The organism is Polluticoccus soli (assembly GCF_029269745.1).
In the GTDB taxonomy this organism is placed as follows: Bacteria; Bacteroidota; Bacteroidia; order Chitinophagales; family Chitinophagaceae; genus Polluticoccus; species Polluticoccus soli.
Genome location: NZ_JARJHT010000002.1, coordinates 582,822 through 600,590, shown reverse-complemented (window position 1 = coordinate 600,590; position 17,769 = coordinate 582,822). Strand labels below are relative to the sequence as shown.

Sequence of the window (17,769 nt, the reverse complement as noted above, 5' to 3'; positions counted from 1 at the left end):
CTATGTCAACCATCCAAACTTTCCTGAAAGAATTTACCCAGGAAGCCGAAACCACGCGCAAAATGCTTTCCATCGTGCCCAACGACAAATACGACTGGAAACCACATGCTAAGAGCATGACCATTCGCAGCCTCGCAACCCATATTGCAGAACTACCATCATGGATCACCATGACTGTAACAACTGACGGGCTGGACTTTGCCGAAAACCCATATTCGCCTGTATCCATCAACAGTACCAACGAACTGATGCAATACTTCGAAAAAGAATGGCAAGGCGGCAAAGAGCATCTCGAAAAAACCAACGAGGACATTTTGAAAAAAACATGGGTACTTCGTAATGGCGACCAGGTTTATAGCTCCAGCTCCAAGGCAGAGGTCATTCGCATGACGTATTGCCAGATCGTCCATCACAGGGCACAACTGGGCGTTTATCTCCGCTTATTAGACATTCCTATTCCAGGCAGCTACGGACCAAGTGCAGATGAAATGGGTCTTTAAAGTCGGCTGGCAGTTGCTGCATTGCGCAACATTTCCTCTTGAGATCATAATCAAGATCATATTCAATGAGCTTAAATGTTGCCTTTAGAGTGGCGACATAGGAACGGTGCACATGTTAATGTGCACCCTCCTTTGTTCTGCACCTAACATGCTTTAGCTTTAAAGCATGTTAGCCATTTCCCCAACCCGCTCAGGGTTGATTACTCTTGTCGTGTTCTTCATTTCTTACGTGCCGCTTTGTGCACAGGAAATGTCAGAATCAGGCAAAGCTGATGAATCTCTATTGTTTCGGGATAAGGCCATAACTGAGAATTGGCTAAGAAAGAAGAATATACCTGCTGTAGGCATAGGACACATTGAAGACGGGAAGATCAAAGAAATCACCTTCTATGGCCAAAGGTCGCATGGGCAGGATTATCCATCCAATACCATCTTCAATGTAGCATCGCTCACTAAGCCAATCACTACGATGGTTGTGCTAAAGTTGATAGACGCCGGAAAATGGAGGCTCGACGAACCTATCTATAAATACTGGACGGATCCTGATATAGCCAGTGACCAACGAAGCAAAAAACTAACCACGCGCCACATTCTCACGCACAAAACAGGTTTTCCTAACTGGCGCTACAAAAATGCTGACGGCAAATTGGCGTTTGAATTTGAGCCGGGCACCAAGTATCAATATTCGGGTGAAGGCTTTGAATACTTGAGAAAAGCATTGGAAAAAAAGTTCAAAAAGTCGCTTGATCAGCTGGCCGCTGAGCTGATCTTTAAGCCATTGGGCATGCATGACACGCATCTTTACTGGGATGAAACGGTAGATGAGTCGCGATTTGCAGAATGGTATAAAGCCGACGGCAGCAAATACGAAACATACAAGAACAAATCCGCCAATGCAGCCGACGACCTATTAACAACAGTAGAAGATTACAGTAAGTTCTTAATTTATGTAATGAATGGCGCAGGCATTAATAAAGATCTGTTCGCGGAAATGCAGTCCACCCAGACTATTAAAAAGCCACGTCAACACTTTGGCCTGGGTTGGATGATCGATGAAGGAGTGAATGGCGATGAAGATGCCATTACCCATGGCGGCGATGACAAAGGCGTACACACCGTTGTCTTTATATTGCCCCAATCAAAAAAAGGCCTGGTCATTTTCACTAATTGCGATCAGGGAACGGAGACTTATATACCAGCGGTCAAATACTACCTGGGTGCCGCAGGGCAACAAATCATAGATATTGAGACCAAATAGAACTCGAAATATGCTAAGCAGGCTGATCAAATATTTCATACTTGTACTTGCAGGCATTGTCATATCACTTTACTTCGTAAGCAGGTCTCGCACTTTCCAGTTCTTTGGAAATATTATTAGCTCTGTGCAAACCGACAAAAAAATTGTGGCGCTCACCTTTGATGATGGTCCGACGAAATACACAGCAGAAGTTCTAGGCATACTGTCTCAATACAATATCAAGGCCACCTTCTTTCTTACTGGTAGTGAAATGACGCAACATCCGGAGCTTGTAAAACAGATTACCATGGCGGGCCACAGCATTGGTAATCATTCGTATTCTCATCAGAGGATGTTGCTTAAAAGCAGCTCTTTTCTTGAGGAGGAAGTCCGGTCAACGGACAGTATTATTCACGCCCTGGGATATACCAGGCCCATCTACTTCCGTCCGCCTTATTGCAAAAAACTGTTTTACCTGCCTTACTATTTAAGCAAGACTGGTCGCACTACTGTAACCTGGAATATCGAACCTGATTCGAAGCCGGATATTGCAAACAACCCGCGCCTGATCGAAGAATACGTGATGACCCGCATCAAACCCGGCGCTATCATATTACTTCATGCTATGTATGAAAACAGGACCTCAGCCAGGGAAGCACTTCCAGGTATTATTCGGGGCTTAAAACACCGAGGATATTCGTTTGTCACAATCGACGAGTTGCTAGTCAATAAACAATAGCGTTGGGTGTGAAAAAACTGTTAAATCGACATTGCGTTTGCAATCTTTAGGCTATAAACATATTTTTGCGGCACTCCCAAGGGCATAACTGATGAGATATTTGACGACTGTATGCACATGTGCATCTCTTACGGCCTTTTTAATGCTTGCCAGCTGCACAGGTAGCAAGCAAGCTGGCTATAGCTGGCACCGCAAGCCACAATTCATAGATAGCATTTCGCTCGGCGGTAACTATAATAGTACCGTAAATACTACCGTAGCCAAAAACAATTATAAATACGACAGGTGGTCAAACACTTACGGAAACAAAGGCAACAACTTTACTCCTAAAAAATATGACCCCTCTGTTACGAATGTTTTGCAGGTAAAATACTCAGATCTGCTAAGTGTAGTTCCGCAGGCTATTACCAATTTTCCTTTATATAGCTTTATTGATGAATGGTATGGTGTTCGTTACCGCTTAGGAGGCAATGACAAAAGCGGCATCGATTGCTCTGCGTTCGTACAGAAGCTCTATGAAAACGTATTTGGTATGAATCTATTACGTACGGCATTTGAGCAGTTCAACTCCTGCACGATGGCCTACGAAGCTTGCGAGCTGAAAGAAGGAGACCTGGTATTCTTTTACACCACGACATATACCCGCCGCAAAGGGCATGTTCGCGCAACAGGACGACGTATCTCACACGTAGGAGTATACCTGGCTAACGACAAGTTTGTTCATGCTTCTACTACTCAGGGCGTCACCATTAGCAGCCTGAAAGAAAGCTATTGGGCACATAAATTTGCCGGTGGCGGACAGATACCTAAAGGTTAGTTTTCATAAATATACTATGGCAACAGCCCCAATCTTGGGGGCTGTTTACTTTCAAATATGGGCACAAAAAAATCAGTGACGCTATCTCCCGAGCTGAATGCCCAGATTTAAGTGAAGATCAACAACAGCGCCCGGGCCACTCAGGTAAAATATCTCACGATCAAATAACCTGTCCATAGAAGCGTCCATAGAAGAAGAACCGTCGCCATCTACACCTTTAAGACCAAACGAAAACTCTAGGAAGAACACTCCATAATTCATACGATAGCCGCCACCTGCTCCTGCTCCGAGGTAAGTCCCGCCAATCGCTATCTCTTTTGTCGCTGCTTGCGGCTCCCAAAATGGCGCGTATGTTTCATTTACGTCGGTATTGCCGGCAAGTACCTTACAGTATAGAAAAAAATTTGAATTGTTGCCTTTTTCATTGATAAAATACCTGCGCCCTCTACCCCAAATTGATTCCCGGGAAATATCCCCCAGTAACGAGTGTAGAAACCCAGTACTGCTACACCAGATGCCGTAATCCCTTCCAGTTTTAAGCCTCCTTTGGTCATAGCGCCTAGCGGAGAGGTCAAATGCAATGAAAATCTTGGCGTTTCACCAATGGTGCTACTGTAACGATCGAATGAAAGCGCATTGTTCGGGGCAAGCGCAAAGATGATCGCAGTCATAATAAAAACGACAAGGGATCTTTTATTTTGCATAAAACAGAAATTTATGTGTTCCAGGAAAGACTTTCACAAAAATCTCCAGAGAAAAGGTCTTATCATAATTGACCAATGGGCCGTACTTTGGGCATTGAACAATTTCTGCTAAAAAGCAGTATACATATAATCATTTCACTATATTCACTAGTGGTTTTTACTAAGCCATTCTCTGATTTAGTAAAAACTGAAAATCTTTTGCGTGTGGAAAATCAAGATCTCATAAAAAAAACGGGTACTGACAGCACAACTGTTCAGCAACTTTTCTTTCAGCATATCAAGTCTAACCTGCCGGCACATATGTCTCTTGCAGAAGAAATAGCGACAATACTGGATATCAGCAACGATAGTGCTTACAGGCGCATAAGAGGAGAAAAGCCCATCACGATCGATGAGATGCAAAAGCTTTCCAGCCATTACCACCTGTCGGTAGACCAGATCCTGAACATTAACTCAAATAGCATCGTTTTTACTGGAAACAATATTACTCCGGGCAATTTCGACTTTGAATTATACCTCCGGAGTATGCTGGAGAGCTTTAAAATGATAGCAGCTACCGGACAAAAGAAGATGTACTACGAGGCCAAAGACATGCCTATATTCTATCATTTCCAGTTCAACGAGCTTGCTTCGTTTAAATACTTCTTCTGGATGAAGACAGTACTGTCTGATCCCAGGTACGCAAAAGTGCAGTATGAAGACAATGAACTAGGAGATGTATTATTGAAATGGGGTAAAGAGATCATCAAAACATACAATAGCATTCCATCTGTAGAGATCTGGACAGAAGAGAGTGTTAATGCTACACTTCACCAGTTGGAGTATTATACCTATACGGGCGTTTTCACGAAGAAGGAAAATATAGAGTTGCTGTACTCTCAGTTTGAAAAAGTAATAGATCATATAAAAGAACAAGCTGAAGCCGGAGAAAAATACCTCATAGGAGAAAAGCCTGCCGGGCGCAACAATTACCAGCTATACTTCAACGAGGTCTTCCTTGGTCATAACTGTATCCTTGTAGAAACTGACGGGATACTTACAACTTTTGTGAACCATGGTACACTAAACTACATAACCACGCGCGACAAAAACTTCTGTGAATACTCGAAGGCGTCTATCGAGAATACCATACGAAAATCGTTATTGATAAGCCAGGTGAGTGAAAAGGAACGTAACCGCTTCTTTAACATCGTAAAGGATAAGATCAGCAAGTCTAAAGAAAAGACGCTAGGTGCATAAACATCAGTTTAAGCCAGTCGATTAACTATCTAATATTTGCACATTTGAACAAAAATATTTGTACAAATGTGCAAATATTTCTAGTTTTAAGGCCAGATATAAGCTCTAATGGGTCTACTGGCGGCAAAACGGGATATAGTGCAGCAGCTGCAAAAAGAGGTACTCTCTTTACAGCAATCTAAAAAGCCGGTGGTCGACAAACCTTTGAATATTGGCCTGGGTGAATTATTGAGTGCCTTCCCAAATAAAACATTTCCTACCGGCACAGTACACGAGTTTATCAGCCCTAACATTGAATATGCAGCTGCTACAAATGGCTTTATATGCGGATTGCTCGACCAATTGATGTTGCAGAAAGGGCCGTGCTTGTGGATCAGTACACGCCGTACGATCTACCCACCAGCTCTAAAGCTCTTTGGAATAGATCCTGAACGGATCATCTTCATCGACCTGGAAAGGCCCAAACAAGTATTGTGGGCTATAGAAGAGGGATTGAAATGCGAGGATATCTCTGTTGTGATAGGCGAATTAAGCGAGCTTGGATTTACAGAATCAAGACGGCTGCAACTAGCCGTAGAAAGCAGTAATGTCACTGGCTTTATTCATCGCTACCAACCACGAAGCGAAAATACAGTAGCCTGCACTACGCGCTGGATGATCAAACCTGTATCAAGCATAACAGGAGATATGCCTGGCGTGGGGTTTCCACGTTGGGAGGTACAACTGGTTAAAGTCAGGAACGGCAAGCCCGGCTCCTGGCAGTTTGAATGGAGAGGTGGCCAATTTCACTCTATCGCTCCGCAGAGATTCTCCATCATTAAAAACCAAAGACTTAAAACCGGTTAATATGGCAAAGCGATATGTTGCCATATGGTTTCGTCATTTAGTGACGGACTGGATGATCCGCCGACGGCCGGAGTTAAAGGGAGTGCCCTTTGTACTTGCCGCTCCCGAACGCGGGAGAATGGTAGTCAGGTCGGCAAGCGCAGAAGCACAGGCCAAAGGCATTTACCCCAACATGGTAGTTGCCGACTGTAAAGCTATCCTACCCTCTTTGCAAGTGCTGGATGATATACCTGGACAGGATGATAAACTGCTGAATGCACTGACAGAATGGTGCATACGTTACACTCCTATCGTTGCACTTGACCTGCCCGATGGACTGATACTTGATGCAAGTGGTTGCTCACATTTATGGGGTGGCGAACAGGCTTACTTAAAAGACATGATCAACCGGCTCAGCGGCTTTGGTTACCATGTGCGAGCTGCAATGGCTGATACTGCAGGCACTGCCTGGGCTATTTCACGGTTTGGGCAGATAACACCTATCATCAAATCCGACCGACAGCTGGATGCTTTGTTACCATTACCACCTGCAGCTTTGCGCTTAGAACCCGTTATTCTTGAACGGCTAAATAAACTAGGGCTGCACACAATAGGCAGCTTTATCAGGATGCCACGCACAGCCTTGCGTCGCCGCTTTGGGCAAATCTTATTACAGAAGCTAGATCAGGCATTAGGACAGGAAATGGAATCTATTCTGCCGGTCAGACCTATAGAGCCTTACCAGGAACGTCTGCCTTGCCTCGAGCCTATTCGTACAGCAACAGGAATTGAGATAGCATTGCAGCAATTGGTGGAAAAGTTATGTGAGCGTTTGGAGAAAGAAGACAAGGGACTAAGGCGTTGTGTATTCAAGGGCTACCGTATTGATGGCAACATTCAGCAGATCGATATTGGCACTAATCGTCCTTCAAGAAATGTAAAACACCTATCCAAACTATTTGAGAATAAGATAGTACAGATAGAACCCGATTTGGGCATTGAACTATTTATACTGGAAGCGCCTATTGTTGAAGACCTCACCAGCGCACAGGATGCGCTATGGAATAGCACCACAGCCAGCGACAACCGGGCTGTAGCAGAATTGCTGGACAGGATAGCCGGAAAAACAGGCATGGATACCATTCGCCGGTATCTACCTAACGAAAGCTACTGGCCCGAACGGGCTGCAAAGCTAGCCACATCCTTGCAGGAAAAACCAACAACCGAATGGCGTATTGATATGCCCCGCCCCGTCAACCTTCTGCCCAAGCCTGAACTTATTGATGTCACCGTACAGATGCCTGACTATCCACCAATGTTATTCAAGTACAAAGGCAAACTGCACAACATAAGTAAAGCCGATGGTCCTGAACGGATAGAACAGGAATGGTGGCTGCGCAATGGACATTATCGTGATTACTACTGCGTAGAAGATAACGATGGCGCCCGCTATTGGCTATTTAGACTTGGACCTTACACTGGCAACGAACCCAAATGGTTTCTTCATGGATTTTTTGCATAGAAAATGTGAAGGATGGAATACACAGAGTTACAGGTAACAACCAATTTTAGCTTTCTAAGAGGCGCTTCGCACCCCGAAGAAATGATAGAGCAGGCAATAGCTCTGGGCTATAAAAAAATTGCTATCACCGATCATAATACACTGGCAGGTATTGTACGTGCTCATGCTGCAGCAAAGGGTAAAGACATCCAGATCATTCCTGCATGTCGATTGAATTTGCTGGATGGATACAGTATGCTAGTCTATCCTACTAACAAAGATGCTTATTCGCGACTTTCCGGGTTACTGTCTATAGGCAATCTACGTACCGAAAAAGGTGATTGCCACCTGTACAAGGCAGATGTTTATGCCCATGCAAAGGACATGAAACTCATTGTGATTCCGCCGGCATCTCTCAATGAGCAATTTGAGTTTGAACCTCTATTCAAAGCAACTCTTAAAGAATACCGAAGACATTTCGGGAATGCTCTATACCTCGGAACTGTTCGTACTTACCAGGCAAATGACAACAAAAGACTCTACCGCATCGCTCAACTAGCAGAGGAATTAGACATCCCAATGGTTGCTACTAACGATGTGTATTACCATAACCTGGAGCGTAGAGAATTGCAGGACGTATTGACCTGCATCCGTGAGAAGTGTACGATCTATAATGCAGGATTTCGTTTACATCAAAATGCCGAACGATATCTAAAACCTATCAAGGAAATGCATCGTGTTTTCAGGGAATACCCTGATGCAATAGAACGGACGCAGGAAATTGCAAACGCCTGTCAATTCTCCCTTAGCGAACTAAAGTATGTATACCCGGAAGAACTCACAACAGAAGGTCGTACACCACAAGAAGAACTAGTACACTTGACATGGGAAGGAGCTAATGAAAGGTTTGAAAATAACATTCCTGAAAAGATCAGGAAAACCCTCGAAATGGAGCTGGATTTCATAGAACGTAAGAACTACGCTTCTTATTTTTTGACAGTTCATGATTTTGTAAGCTTTGCAAGAGAAGAAAAAATCCTTTGCCAGGGACGTGGCTCAGCTGCTAACTCAGTGGTTTGTTATTGCCTGGGCATTACCTCTGTCGACCCTTCCAAATTCAATGTATTATTCGCTCGCTTCATGTCAGATGCAAGGGATGAACCACCGGATATAGATGTAGACTTTGAGCACGAACGCAGAGAGGAAGTAATGCAATATATTTATGGCAAGTATGGCCGTGACCGGGCAGGTATAGTCGCTACTGTAACTACCGTACATTCAAAAGGAGCCATACGTGATGTAGCCAAAGCAATGGGCATGTCTGTAGACGCTATTAACCGCTTGTCCAGTTCGTTATGGGAATTTACAGATGAATGGTTTGACGGCAAACGCATCACTGCCGAAGGCTTTGATGCCAATGATCCGCATTTATTTAAAGTATTAGACCTAACCTATCAATATGTCGGCTTCCCGCGACAGTTGGGACAACACACCGGTGGATTTGTTATTACACAAGGTAAACTATCTGATCTCTGCCCTATCCTCAATGCACGTATGGAGAATCGTACCTGCATTGAATGGAACAAAGATGACATCGAAGCCTTAGGCTTTCTGAAAGTAGACGTATTGGCATTAGGCATGCTTACGTGTTTGAGTAAAGCATTCGATCTTGTAAAACAACACTACAATAAAGACCTGACATTAGCCGGCATAAACAAAGGAGAAGACGATCCTAAAGTCTATGAAATGATCAGCCAAGCTGATACTATCGGTGTATTCCAGATAGAAAGCCGGGCACAGATGTCTATGCTGCCACGATTAAAACCTAAAGAGTTTTATGATCTCGTAATTGAAGTAGCCATAGTAAGACCCGGCCCCATACAAGGGGATATGGTGCATCCATATTTAAGGCGGCGTAATGGTGAAGAGGATATTGATTACCCTCCACGACTAGAAGGAATTTTATCTCGAACAAAAGGCGTTCCATTATTCCAGGAGCAAGCTATGGAAATAGCCATAGTTGCTGCTGGTTTTACTCCAACAGAAGCCGATGAGCTGCGTCGCAGCATGGCAACATTTAAAGCTAAGGGCAAGGTAAGTTACTTCGAACAGAAGTTAATAAGCGGCATGTTAGCCAACGGCTACGAAGAAGAATTTGCAAGACGCGTCTTTAAGCAGCTGGAAGGCTTTGGTAGTTATGGATTTCCTGAAAGCCACGCTGCGAGCTTTGCTCTACTTGTATATGCCTCGTCCTGGATCAAGTGTTATTACCCTGATGTATTTGCCACAGCCTTGCTTAATAGCATGCCTATGGGTTTCTACCAGCCTGCACAGATCATTTACGATGCTCAAAAGCATGGCGTCACAGTATTACCGGTCGATGTTAATGAATCATATTGGGATAATACACTTGATGAAAACACTGGCAAACACTATCCTATTCGTCTTGGTTTCCGTCAGGTGACCGGTTTAAACAAAGAAGATATGCAGGTACTTATCGCTGCTCGTGAAAAACCTTTTACAACGATTCAATCCCTTCGTGATGCAGGCGTATCGCAAGCTGCTTTAGAAAAACTGGCAGATGCCGATGCTTTCAGATCGCTCGGAATAGAGCGGCGTCAGGCACTATGGGATGTATCTGCCTTGAATGATCGGCCGACCGGTATGTTTGAAGGGCAACCTATCGAAAATGCTGCAGAGAAAGATATCGCCCTGCCCAAAATGAGCTTGCCTGAACATGTGCTTCAAGATTACAGCGCTACTTCCTTAACGTTAAGAGCACACCCTGTAAGCTTTGCAAGAGATAAACTTATTATGCTGAATGTACGTTCCAGCAAAGACCTTAACACTTACAAAGATGGTGACCCTATAAAAGTTTCAGGCCTGGTACTTGTGCGGCAAAGGCCGGGCACAGCCAGCGGCATTGTATTCATCACGCTTGAAGATGAGACCGGGGTTGTTAATCTCGTTGTATTTAAACATATATTCGATAAATACCGCAAAGAGATCGTTAGAGCCAAACTGCTAATGGCTGAAGGCAAACTGCAACGCGAAGGCCAGGTAACCCATGTTATCGTCAGTCGTTGTCATGACGTCTCTAATTTTCTTACTGTTTCTAAAGCAGAAGACGAGTCTGCATTATCAACCCTGTCAAGAGCAGATGAAGACGGCACCGAATATGACACCAAAGATCAAAGACTAAAAAAGCAACGTACAGAGCAGTTGGATATATTTCATGGAGGTAGGAATTTCAGGTAGTAAGCAGCTATGCAGTTTCTTACAGTTTTCAATACCTTTATCTTCTATGAACATAACAAGAAAGGTTATCCATAAGCTAACGGGACTGAGACAATTTCAACCGGGCACAATTCAACACATGATAGCCGAGTATTGCCGGAGAAATAAAAACATTAGTTTCGTGCAGGTAGGAGCCAACGACGGTATTACATGGGATAACTACTATTATTTCATTAAAAGATATAACTGGAAAGGAATTGTAATCGAACCGCAGTCTGTAGCATTCGAAAAACTGAAAGCGACCTATGCAGATAACCCTAACATTGACTTATTGAACATCGCCATTGACGATAAAGAGGGCGAAAAACCGCTGTATAAATACAATTTCAGTAACTCCCGTTGGGCTTCAGGTCTTGCCAGCTTCGACAAAGAACGGCTTATAAACAATTTCGACACTCCTTACATTCAGGACAACATTCGGAAAGAAGGGTTAACAGTTGATCCAAACAACTATCTAACCCATGAGAACGTAAAATGTCTCAGTTTCAACAGCATTATCACAAAAGACTACGACTTCATTATTACCGATGTTGAAGGCTTTGACATACACATTCTGCAATCTTTCCCATTAGAAAGAGTTAAACCCAACAACATCATATTTGAATTGCCAAACGGCGTAGACCATACTCTTTTGAATTTTCTGCAAAAGCTAAAAGGCTATGGCTACAGGTTCATTATAGATAGTAATGATTGTCCGGCCTTTCGTTATTAACGACATTGGATATTTATAAATATATAAAAAAATTTATGCGCAGTTGGTTGCTCATGCAACCCATCAATTCCACTACTTTTGCTGATTCTACTGATTTTTCGTGACTGAAATTCATGTCTCCGAACAAACCAACTACGGGGAAACTATTGCAGACCCTATGCACCGGTACTTTATTATCAATAAGCCGGGCAATATGCTGTCCCAATTCATTGGCACGGACATGGTAGGGCTGCACGACCTCAACTACCCGTTTCCGGCAGGCACACACGCCATCGGCAGGCTCGATAAAGAGTCAGAAGGCTTATTGTTGCTAACTACAAATAAGAAAGTAACCCGGTTGCTATTTCAGAGCGAAAAACCGCATAAGCGCACCTACCTCGTAAAAGTACGGTACGCGGTAAGCCAGGATAGCTTAACAGCTTTGCGGAATGGCATCTCCATAACCATTAAAGGGGGCGTTAATTATACCACAACACCTTGCGAAGTGGATATTGTCCCCACACCGGAAGGACTATTTGCCAACCCTTACGAACCTCAGGATTATGTCCCGTACACCTGGCTTCGTATCACGCTCACCGAAGGTAAATACCACCAGATACGTAAAATGGTACATGCCGTAAAACACCGTTGCAAAAGGCTCATACGCATATCTATCGAGCAACTTGAACTAGCACAATTACAACCCGGCGAAGTAAAGGAGATCAACGAGCAAGACTTTTTTGCACTATTGGATATCTAGCATTGTTCTTTATCGGATTAGACAATATCACTATATAGCATTACTGACTAACGGTTGTGATGGGATACTATTGTAAAGTAAAAAAGCCTTTCAAGGCTTTTGACCTGAAAGGCTTTTGGGACTGTGTAGCGAAGACGGGAGTTGAACCCGTGACCTCAGGGTTATGAATCCTGCGCTCTAACCATCTGAGCTACCTCGCCATTTTGGGATTGCAAAGTTAGAGAAAAAACTCTTTAAATACCAACACCTGTCAACCTATTTTTTAGTCCGTCTTTCAAAACCGCGATTTTACGGATGTTATAATCAAAACATGCCATACCGGTTTTGGCATGTGCTACCTGTTTGCCGGTTGTTGTAGAGATATGATACAGCAGATTAAATGACATGGGCATCAGTTCATCGGTATAAATGCTGACATTCAACGTGTCACCATAAAAAGCCTCACCTTTATAAGCGATCATTACATCAGCCATTATCAGGCTATTGCCGCCGGCATCGAGCTCAGTATACCCCCAGCTGTGCAGCATTTGCACACGCGCTTCATGCATTATAGACAGCACAGCATCGTTTCCGAGGTGGTTGCCGTAGTTTATGTCACCGATGCGTACAGGTATAGGTGTAGTAAACAATGGTTTTTCGTCAGGAAACTTTATTTTTACACGGCTCATATAAACGTTGGCAATTGTGCTATGAAAATAATATGTATTGGTAGAAACTATGCTGAGCATGCAAAGGAACTAAATAATGATGTACCGACCGAACCGGTCATCTTCATGAAACCTAAAAATGCGCTTCTGCTTCCCGATAAACCTTTATACTATCCTGAATTTACGGATGATCTCCAGTACGAATGCGAACTGGTTGTTAAGATCAGCAAGAATGGCAAATACATCCAGGAGAAATTTGCTCGCAAGTATTATAGCGAAATAACGGTGGGTCTTGACTTTACCGCGCGCGACTTGCAGCAAAAACAAAAAAGCAAAGGTCTTCCCTGGGAGATAGCTAAATCTTTCGATGGCTCGGCAGCCCTTGGAGAATGGCGACCAATAACACCTGAAATGAACCTTGACAATCTCCACTTCGAGCTGAAGCTGAATGACGAAACCGTACAAAACGGCCATACCAAAGACATGATCTTCAACATCAACAAGATCATCGAGTATGTTTCAGGTTTTTTTACGCTAAACATTGGCGATGTCATATTTACAGGAACTCCCGCAGGCGTTGGCTCTCTAAACGTATACGACAAGCTGGAAGGCTACCTGGAAAACGAGAAGCTTCTCGACGTAAAAATTCGCTAATAAAATAGCAGAACCTTGCGCATTTACGATCCCAAACACTGGTTCGACATACTGTTCCAGTTTCACAAGCATGACACAGCCAGGAAACTGGGCAAGCTCATATGTATTATAACACTCTATGCTGCTGGAGTAGCCTACCTCGAACTGAACTTTCTGAATCTTTCGGAAAAGAGCTATCTAAAGAATTTGCATCAGATGCATAACCTGCTCGGGTTTGCGTTGTCGCTCTTGTTGGTGTTTCGTACAAATACAGCTTATGATCGCTGGTGGGAAGGACGCAAGCTCTGGGGTTCACTGGTAAATAATAGCCGCAATCTCGCGATTAAATTGCATGCGCTTCTTCCAGAAACAGACATCGAAACACGTGCTTACTTCAAGCGCGTGATACCTATGTACGCCTCGGTACTGCGCGAACATTTGCAATCTGAATTCACGCGCTATGCGCTTGATGAGAAGGAGCATCCTGAACTAAAACACATGGAGGATGGCAAACACGCTCCTAACCAGGTAGCAAAAATGCTGCAAAACAAGGCTGTTGGACTACAAAAACAGGGTATACTAACTGGTGAACAACTGTTATTTATTAATCCTGAACTTACCAGCTTTACAGACATTTGTGGCGCTTGCGAACGCATTAAGAATACCCCCATACCCTACTCCTACAGCGCCTTCATCAAGAAGTTCATTTTTGTGTATGTCATGACGCTGCCTTTTGGATACGTGCTGTCACTTGGATACCTGATGATACCAGTCGTTGCACTTGTATTCTATGTATTAGCGAGTCTCGAAGTGATTGCCGAAGAGATCGAAGATCCATTTGGCAGCGACACCAATGATCTGCCCATGCAAAAGATGTCGGAAAACATAAAAAAGCACGTAGCTGAAATACTATAGCTTTCTGCAAGCAGCCAAAACGCCTGCAAAAACCTGTTCAAATCCCTATCTTCGCTTCTTAACTGTTCCATGATGAAGAAAATTGTATTCGTTGCCGCTGGCCTGTCGCTCGCCACTTTGGCACAGGCACAGCAAAACATGCTGGGCTGTATGGACGCATCTTTGCGTGTACAGGCCGAGCAAGTAAAACGCGATTTGAAACCGCAAGGCTTTGTATCTATACGCGACATGATGATCACCATGAAGTCGAAAGAAGCCGTGGGTGTTCCGGTAGTACTGACACAGGGCAAATTGCACCAGCTGGTTTTTATTGGCTCGAAAGAAGCCAGCAACATGCATTTTGAGCTTTACGACAAAGCAAAATTCAGGATCGATGAACGCAAGTTTGATAACCCCTCAGAAAGCAACCTGCTTATTTACAGCATAGTACCTGAAACTACTGACACTTTTATGGTTGCGCTCACACAAAATTTAAAGACTAAAAGTGCATGTGGCAGTTTTACGATCCTGCGCCAGGACGAAAAACCCCAGGCAGCGCCAACTACAAAACCGGGCAAAGCCAAACCTGCTGCGTCCAAACCAAAAAAGAATTAACCACATCTGGCAATGGATGTAAAAATAGAAGCGAGCTGGAAAGATGCGCTGCAAAAAGAATTTTCGCAGCCTTACTTCGAAAAGATCGTTAGTTTTCTGAAAGACGCAAAGCAGTCTGGCAAAGTCATTTACCCGGCTGGAAGTAATATTTTCAACGCTTTCAATACCACGCCGTTTGAAGATGTGAGAGTTGTGATCTTAGGACAAGACCCCTATCACAATCCGGGGCAGGCACACGGACTCAGCTTCTCTGTACCCAAAAACGTGGCACCGCCACCATCGCTGGTTAATATCTTTAAAGAAATGTCCAGCGATCTCGGCATCGATATACCAGCACACGGCAATCTTGAAAAATGGGCCCGGCAAGGTGTACTATTACTTAATGCAGCGCTCACTGTCGAGGCCAACTCACCGATGTCGCACAGCAAAATAGGCTGGCACGAATTCACAAACGACGTGATCAGAACCATCTCTGATAAAAAAGATCATGTTGTATTTATCCTCTGGGGCTCGTTTGCCAAAAGCAAACAGGAACTCATAGACCGAAACAAACACCTGATACTTACCGCTCCACACCCGTCTCCATTATCAGCATACAATGGCTTTTTTGGCAGTGGCCATTTTAGCAAGACTAACCAATGGCTACAGAGCAAAGGCCTGAAACCGATCGACTGGTCGCTGGATAATAACTGATGAAACAGGTAAAGAATATTTTAGGGCACATCTACTTCGTATACGCATTGCTGCTGTTCGTTTGCACAATGTTGATAGTTGTTATTCCTATCTGGCTTACGACGCTGCTGCCCGAGCCTCAGCGAGCCAGGGTAATGCATCCAATTTTCAAAGCCTGGATGGCAGTATTCATGCCACTCGTATTTTGTCCCGTACGACGGAAAGGAAAACAATACTTCAAGAAAGGTGAACATTATGTTGTGGTCATTAACCACAACTCCCTTGCCGACATACCAGTATCGTCGCCCTGGATACCTGGCCCAAATAAAACACTGGCAAAATCCGAAATGGCGCGCATACCCATATTCGGTGTTATTTACAAAGCGGGCTCAATACTTGTCGACAGAAAGAATAGAAATAGTCGCGCCGAGAGCTTCAGCAAAATGAACGAAATGCTAGACAAGGGCGTTCATCTCTGCTTGTATCCCGAAGGCACCCGCAACAAGACGGACGAGCCGTTGCAACCATTCTTTGACGGAGCATTTATCAGTGCGATCAAAGCTCAGCGTCCCGTGGTACCCGGACTGATATTCAATACCGGCAAAGTATTACCACATAATAAATCGCTCTGGGCATGGCCGCGTCCAATACATATTCATTTCCTCGAACCCATACCCACGGCAGGCCTTACCCTAAATGATACTGCTGAATTCAAGCAAAGAATTTATAACTTAATGCTTGAATACTACACTGCTAATCGCGAAAGGCTCTCATGAACTACAATCTCATAGGCAGCGGAAACACCGCCTGGTTTTTCGCAAATAAGCTTTCGGCCGCCGGGCATAAATGCCTGGGCGTTTACAGCCGGAATAAACAGACCGCAACTGAACTAGCCAACGAGATCCAGGCAACAGTCTACGATAGCCTAAATGACATAAATGATAGTGCCGATGTCTGTATTATTGCTATTTCAGACCACGCGATCGCCGATATAGCGTCTAGCCTCTCGTTCAGAGAGACAGTACTGCTGCACACAGCGGGCTCTGTCGATATCTCAGCTTTAGGGAATGCTGCTATCCACCAAGGCGTTATTTGGCCCATCTATTCTATACTTAAGCACAAGCTCCCAGAACACCGGAATATACCAACAGTATTTGAGGCATCTTCCGATAAGGCTAAGGAAATCATATCAGGAATCTGCCAAACCTTCACCAACATTCTCAACGAAGCAACCGCTGAACAACGCCGCTGGCTCCATCTGTCCGCTGTGTTGAGCAACAATTTCACTAATCACCTCATGACCGTCGCAGAATCCGTCTGCAAGGCACAAGGCATACCTTTTTCTATGCTTGTGCCTATACTGCAACAAACGTTTGAACGCGTACAGTCGGCATCTCCTTACGATGTACAGACGGGTCCGGCCCGGCGTCACGATGATATTACTATCCGCAAACATATGGACATGCTGCAGGCTCATTCCGACTGGCAAACCATTTACCAGGCGGTTACGAGTTCTATAGAGAACATGTACAAATAAGGACCGATAGAATAACTATATCTGCCTATTAATGAAGGCATATTCCCCATGAATTGCCGCATTGGCTCTTTAGTGCTATTTTTGCGCTCTCAACTCGAGTTTAAGCATTCATGTACACTATCAAATTCAATTTCGAGCAAAAGGGTTTAGAGCCTGTAACGCTGGAAAACATTGCCGCCGACCAAAGTATATTGGAAGTGGCATTAGACAACAATATTGAACTGCACCACAATTGTGGCATGGTTTGCGCCTGCAGCACCTGCCATATCTATGTAGAAAAAGGTGAAGAACATATTCCTGAGATAACTGATAAGGAGGAAGATTTCATTGACCGGGCAAGAAATCCAAGACTAAACTCACGATTGGGTTGCCAGTGTATTCTGGAACCGGGCGGGAGTGGAACTCTCGAGATAACAGTGCCTGACCAATCCTTGCTGCACGGCGACTAGGCAAATACCTAA

Annotated in this window: 20 protein-coding genes and 1 tRNA gene; 17 read left to right on the top strand and 4 right to left on the bottom strand. The window is 44.2% G+C overall.

Translation table 11 applies throughout. The features are described from left to right. The first annotated feature begins 2 nt into the window (after positions 1–2). The 4 genes from P2W83_RS13315 (at position 3) to P2W83_RS13300 (ending at position 3,293) form a co-directional block, all read left to right on the top strand. Positions 3–500 (top strand): DinB family protein, encoded by a 498-nt coding sequence (locus P2W83_RS13315; RefSeq protein ID WP_276134237.1) that lies wholly within the window; start codon positions 3–5, stop codon positions 498–500. A 166-nt stretch (positions 501–666) separates the two neighbouring features. Continuing rightward, positions 667–1,758: a serine hydrolase domain-containing protein gene (locus tag P2W83_RS13310; RefSeq protein WP_276134236.1), complete on the top strand. Its 1,092-nt coding sequence runs from the start codon at positions 667–669 to the stop codon at positions 1,756–1,758. 10 nt (positions 1,759–1,768) lie between these two features. Then, positions 1,769–2,476 (top strand): polysaccharide deacetylase family protein, encoded by a 708-nt coding sequence (locus tag P2W83_RS13305; protein WP_276134235.1) that lies wholly within the window; start codon positions 1,769–1,771, stop codon positions 2,474–2,476. A 91-nt stretch (positions 2,477–2,567) separates the two neighbouring features. Next, positions 2,568–3,293 (top strand): NlpC/P60 family protein, encoded by a 726-nt coding sequence (locus P2W83_RS13300; protein ID WP_276134234.1) that lies wholly within the window; start codon positions 2,568–2,570, stop codon positions 3,291–3,293. Between the two features lie 81 nt (positions 3,294–3,374). Here P2W83_RS13300 and P2W83_RS13295 read toward each other — a convergent pair whose 3' ends face one another. Next, complete coding sequence (locus tag P2W83_RS13295; protein WP_276134233.1) at positions 3,375–3,554, bottom strand: hypothetical protein; 180 nt, start codon at positions 3,552–3,554, stop codon at positions 3,375–3,377. 98 nt (positions 3,555–3,652) lie between these two features. After that, the gene (locus P2W83_RS13290) at positions 3,653–3,997 is read right to left on the bottom strand and encodes a hypothetical protein (protein WP_276134232.1); all 345 of its coding nucleotides are present in this window, start codon (positions 3,995–3,997) and stop codon (positions 3,653–3,655) included. A gap of 204 nt (positions 3,998–4,201) precedes the next feature. On the opposite strand from P2W83_RS13290, the gene P2W83_RS13285 reads away from it, so the two are divergent. The 6 genes from P2W83_RS13285 (at position 4,202) to P2W83_RS13260 (ending at position 12,310) form a co-directional block, all read left to right on the top strand. Continuing rightward, entirely contained in the window at positions 4,202–5,236 is a 1,035-nt protein-coding gene (locus P2W83_RS13285; protein ID WP_276134231.1) for a helix-turn-helix domain-containing protein, read from the top strand. A gap of 108 nt (positions 5,237–5,344) precedes the next feature. Next, on the top strand, positions 5,345–6,082 hold the full coding sequence (locus P2W83_RS13280; protein ID WP_276134230.1) for an ImuA family protein: 738 nt from the start codon (positions 5,345–5,347) through the stop codon (positions 6,080–6,082). A gap of 1 nt (position 6,083) precedes the next feature. Next, positions 6,084–7,583 carry a Y-family DNA polymerase gene (locus tag P2W83_RS13275; protein ID WP_276134229.1) on the top strand — a complete coding sequence of 500 codons (1,500 nt, stop codon included), beginning with the start codon at positions 6,084–6,086 and terminating at the stop codon, positions 7,581–7,583. Between the two features lie 12 nt (positions 7,584–7,595). Further along, on the top strand, positions 7,596–10,820 hold the full coding sequence (locus P2W83_RS13270; protein WP_276134228.1) for an error-prone DNA polymerase: 3,225 nt from the start codon (positions 7,596–7,598) through the stop codon (positions 10,818–10,820). Positions 10,821–10,866: 46 nt separating this feature from the next. Next, the gene (locus tag P2W83_RS13265) at positions 10,867–11,571 is read left to right on the top strand and encodes an FkbM family methyltransferase (RefSeq protein ID WP_276134227.1); all 705 of its coding nucleotides are present in this window, start codon (positions 10,867–10,869) and stop codon (positions 11,569–11,571) included. A gap of 157 nt (positions 11,572–11,728) precedes the next feature. Beyond that, complete coding sequence (locus P2W83_RS13260; protein ID WP_276134226.1) at positions 11,729–12,310, top strand: pseudouridine synthase; 582 nt, start codon at positions 11,729–11,731, stop codon at positions 12,308–12,310. A 126-nt stretch (positions 12,311–12,436) separates the two neighbouring features. Here the strand turns inward: P2W83_RS13260 and P2W83_RS13255 are convergent. Beyond that, positions 12,437–12,510: transfer RNA gene (locus P2W83_RS13255), tRNA-Met, on the bottom strand. Between the two features lie 33 nt (positions 12,511–12,543). Further along, the gene (locus P2W83_RS13250; protein WP_276134225.1) at positions 12,544–12,978 is read right to left on the bottom strand and encodes an acyl-CoA thioesterase; all 435 of its coding nucleotides are present in this window, start codon (positions 12,976–12,978) and stop codon (positions 12,544–12,546) included. Between the two features lie 21 nt (positions 12,979–12,999). Between P2W83_RS13250 and P2W83_RS13245 the strand changes: the two genes are divergently transcribed. From P2W83_RS13245 to P2W83_RS13215, 7 genes are all read left to right on the top strand, one after another. Then, on the top strand, positions 13,000–13,611 hold the full coding sequence (locus tag P2W83_RS13245) for a fumarylacetoacetate hydrolase family protein (protein ID WP_276134224.1): 612 nt from the start codon (positions 13,000–13,002) through the stop codon (positions 13,609–13,611). Positions 13,612–13,626: 15 nt separating this feature from the next. Further along, on the top strand, positions 13,627–14,505 hold the full coding sequence (locus P2W83_RS13240; protein ID WP_276134223.1) for a bestrophin family protein: 879 nt from the start codon (positions 13,627–13,629) through the stop codon (positions 14,503–14,505). Between the two features lie 69 nt (positions 14,506–14,574). After that, the gene (locus P2W83_RS13235; protein WP_276134222.1) at positions 14,575–15,099 is read left to right on the top strand and encodes a hypothetical protein; all 525 of its coding nucleotides are present in this window, start codon (positions 14,575–14,577) and stop codon (positions 15,097–15,099) included. 12 nt (positions 15,100–15,111) lie between these two features. Beyond that, positions 15,112–15,792, top strand: a complete 681-nt coding sequence (gene ung / locus P2W83_RS13230; RefSeq protein WP_276134221.1) for a uracil-DNA glycosylase — start codon at positions 15,112–15,114, stop codon at positions 15,790–15,792. Further along, positions 15,792–16,547 (top strand): lysophospholipid acyltransferase family protein, encoded by a 756-nt coding sequence (locus P2W83_RS13225; RefSeq protein WP_276134220.1) that lies wholly within the window; start codon positions 15,792–15,794, stop codon positions 16,545–16,547. Before ung ends, P2W83_RS13225 begins: the two co-directional genes overlap by 1 nt. Further along, positions 16,544–17,308: a Rossmann-like and DUF2520 domain-containing protein gene (locus tag P2W83_RS13220; protein ID WP_276134219.1), complete on the top strand. Its 765-nt coding sequence runs from the start codon at positions 16,544–16,546 to the stop codon at positions 17,306–17,308. Before P2W83_RS13225 ends, P2W83_RS13220 begins: the two co-directional genes overlap by 4 nt. 110 nt (positions 17,309–17,418) lie before the next feature. Further along, on the top strand, positions 17,419–17,757 hold the full coding sequence (locus tag P2W83_RS13215) for a 2Fe-2S iron-sulfur cluster-binding protein (protein WP_276134218.1): 339 nt from the start codon (positions 17,419–17,421) through the stop codon (positions 17,755–17,757). Positions 17,758–17,769: the final 12 nt, after the last annotated feature.

Coding starts and splice junctions, on each gene's coding strand:
- P2W83_RS13265 (WP_276134227.1), top strand. CDS start 10,867: ATGAACATAACAAGAAAGGTTATCCATAAGCTAACGGGACTGAGACAA.
- ung (WP_276134221.1), top strand. CDS start 15,112: ATGGATGTAAAAATAGAAGCGAGCTGGAAAGATGCGCTGCAAAAAGAA.
- P2W83_RS13250 (WP_276134225.1), bottom strand. CDS start 12,978: ATGAGCCGTGTAAAAATAAAGTTTCCTGACGAAAAACCATTGTTTACT.
- P2W83_RS13260 (WP_276134226.1), top strand. CDS start 11,729: ATGCACCGGTACTTTATTATCAATAAGCCGGGCAATATGCTGTCCCAA.
- P2W83_RS13290 (WP_276134232.1), bottom strand. CDS start 3,997: ATGCAAAATAAAAGATCCCTTGTCGTTTTTATTATGACTGCGATCATC.
- P2W83_RS13305 (WP_276134235.1), top strand. CDS start 1,769: ATGCTAAGCAGGCTGATCAAATATTTCATACTTGTACTTGCAGGCATT.
- P2W83_RS13275 (WP_276134229.1), top strand. CDS start 6,084: ATGGCAAAGCGATATGTTGCCATATGGTTTCGTCATTTAGTGACGGAC.
- P2W83_RS13280 (WP_276134230.1), top strand. CDS start 5,345: ATGGGTCTACTGGCGGCAAAACGGGATATAGTGCAGCAGCTGCAAAAA.
- P2W83_RS13220 (WP_276134219.1), top strand. CDS start 16,544: ATGAACTACAATCTCATAGGCAGCGGAAACACCGCCTGGTTTTTCGCA.
- P2W83_RS13295 (WP_276134233.1), bottom strand. CDS start 3,554: ATGAATTATGGAGTGTTCTTCCTAGAGTTTTCGTTTGGTCTTAAAGGT.
- P2W83_RS13245 (WP_276134224.1), top strand. CDS start 13,000: ATGAAAATAATATGTATTGGTAGAAACTATGCTGAGCATGCAAAGGAA.
- P2W83_RS13225 (WP_276134220.1), top strand. CDS start 15,792: ATGAAACAGGTAAAGAATATTTTAGGGCACATCTACTTCGTATACGCA.
- P2W83_RS13300 (WP_276134234.1), top strand. CDS start 2,568: ATGAGATATTTGACGACTGTATGCACATGTGCATCTCTTACGGCCTTT.
- P2W83_RS13310 (WP_276134236.1), top strand. CDS start 667: ATGTTAGCCATTTCCCCAACCCGCTCAGGGTTGATTACTCTTGTCGTG.
- P2W83_RS13270 (WP_276134228.1), top strand. CDS start 7,596: ATGGAATACACAGAGTTACAGGTAACAACCAATTTTAGCTTTCTAAGA.
- P2W83_RS13235 (WP_276134222.1), top strand. CDS start 14,575: ATGATGAAGAAAATTGTATTCGTTGCCGCTGGCCTGTCGCTCGCCACT.
- P2W83_RS13215 (WP_276134218.1), top strand. CDS start 17,419: ATGTACACTATCAAATTCAATTTCGAGCAAAAGGGTTTAGAGCCTGTA.
- P2W83_RS13315 (WP_276134237.1), top strand. CDS start 3: ATGTCAACCATCCAAACTTTCCTGAAAGAATTTACCCAGGAAGCCGAA.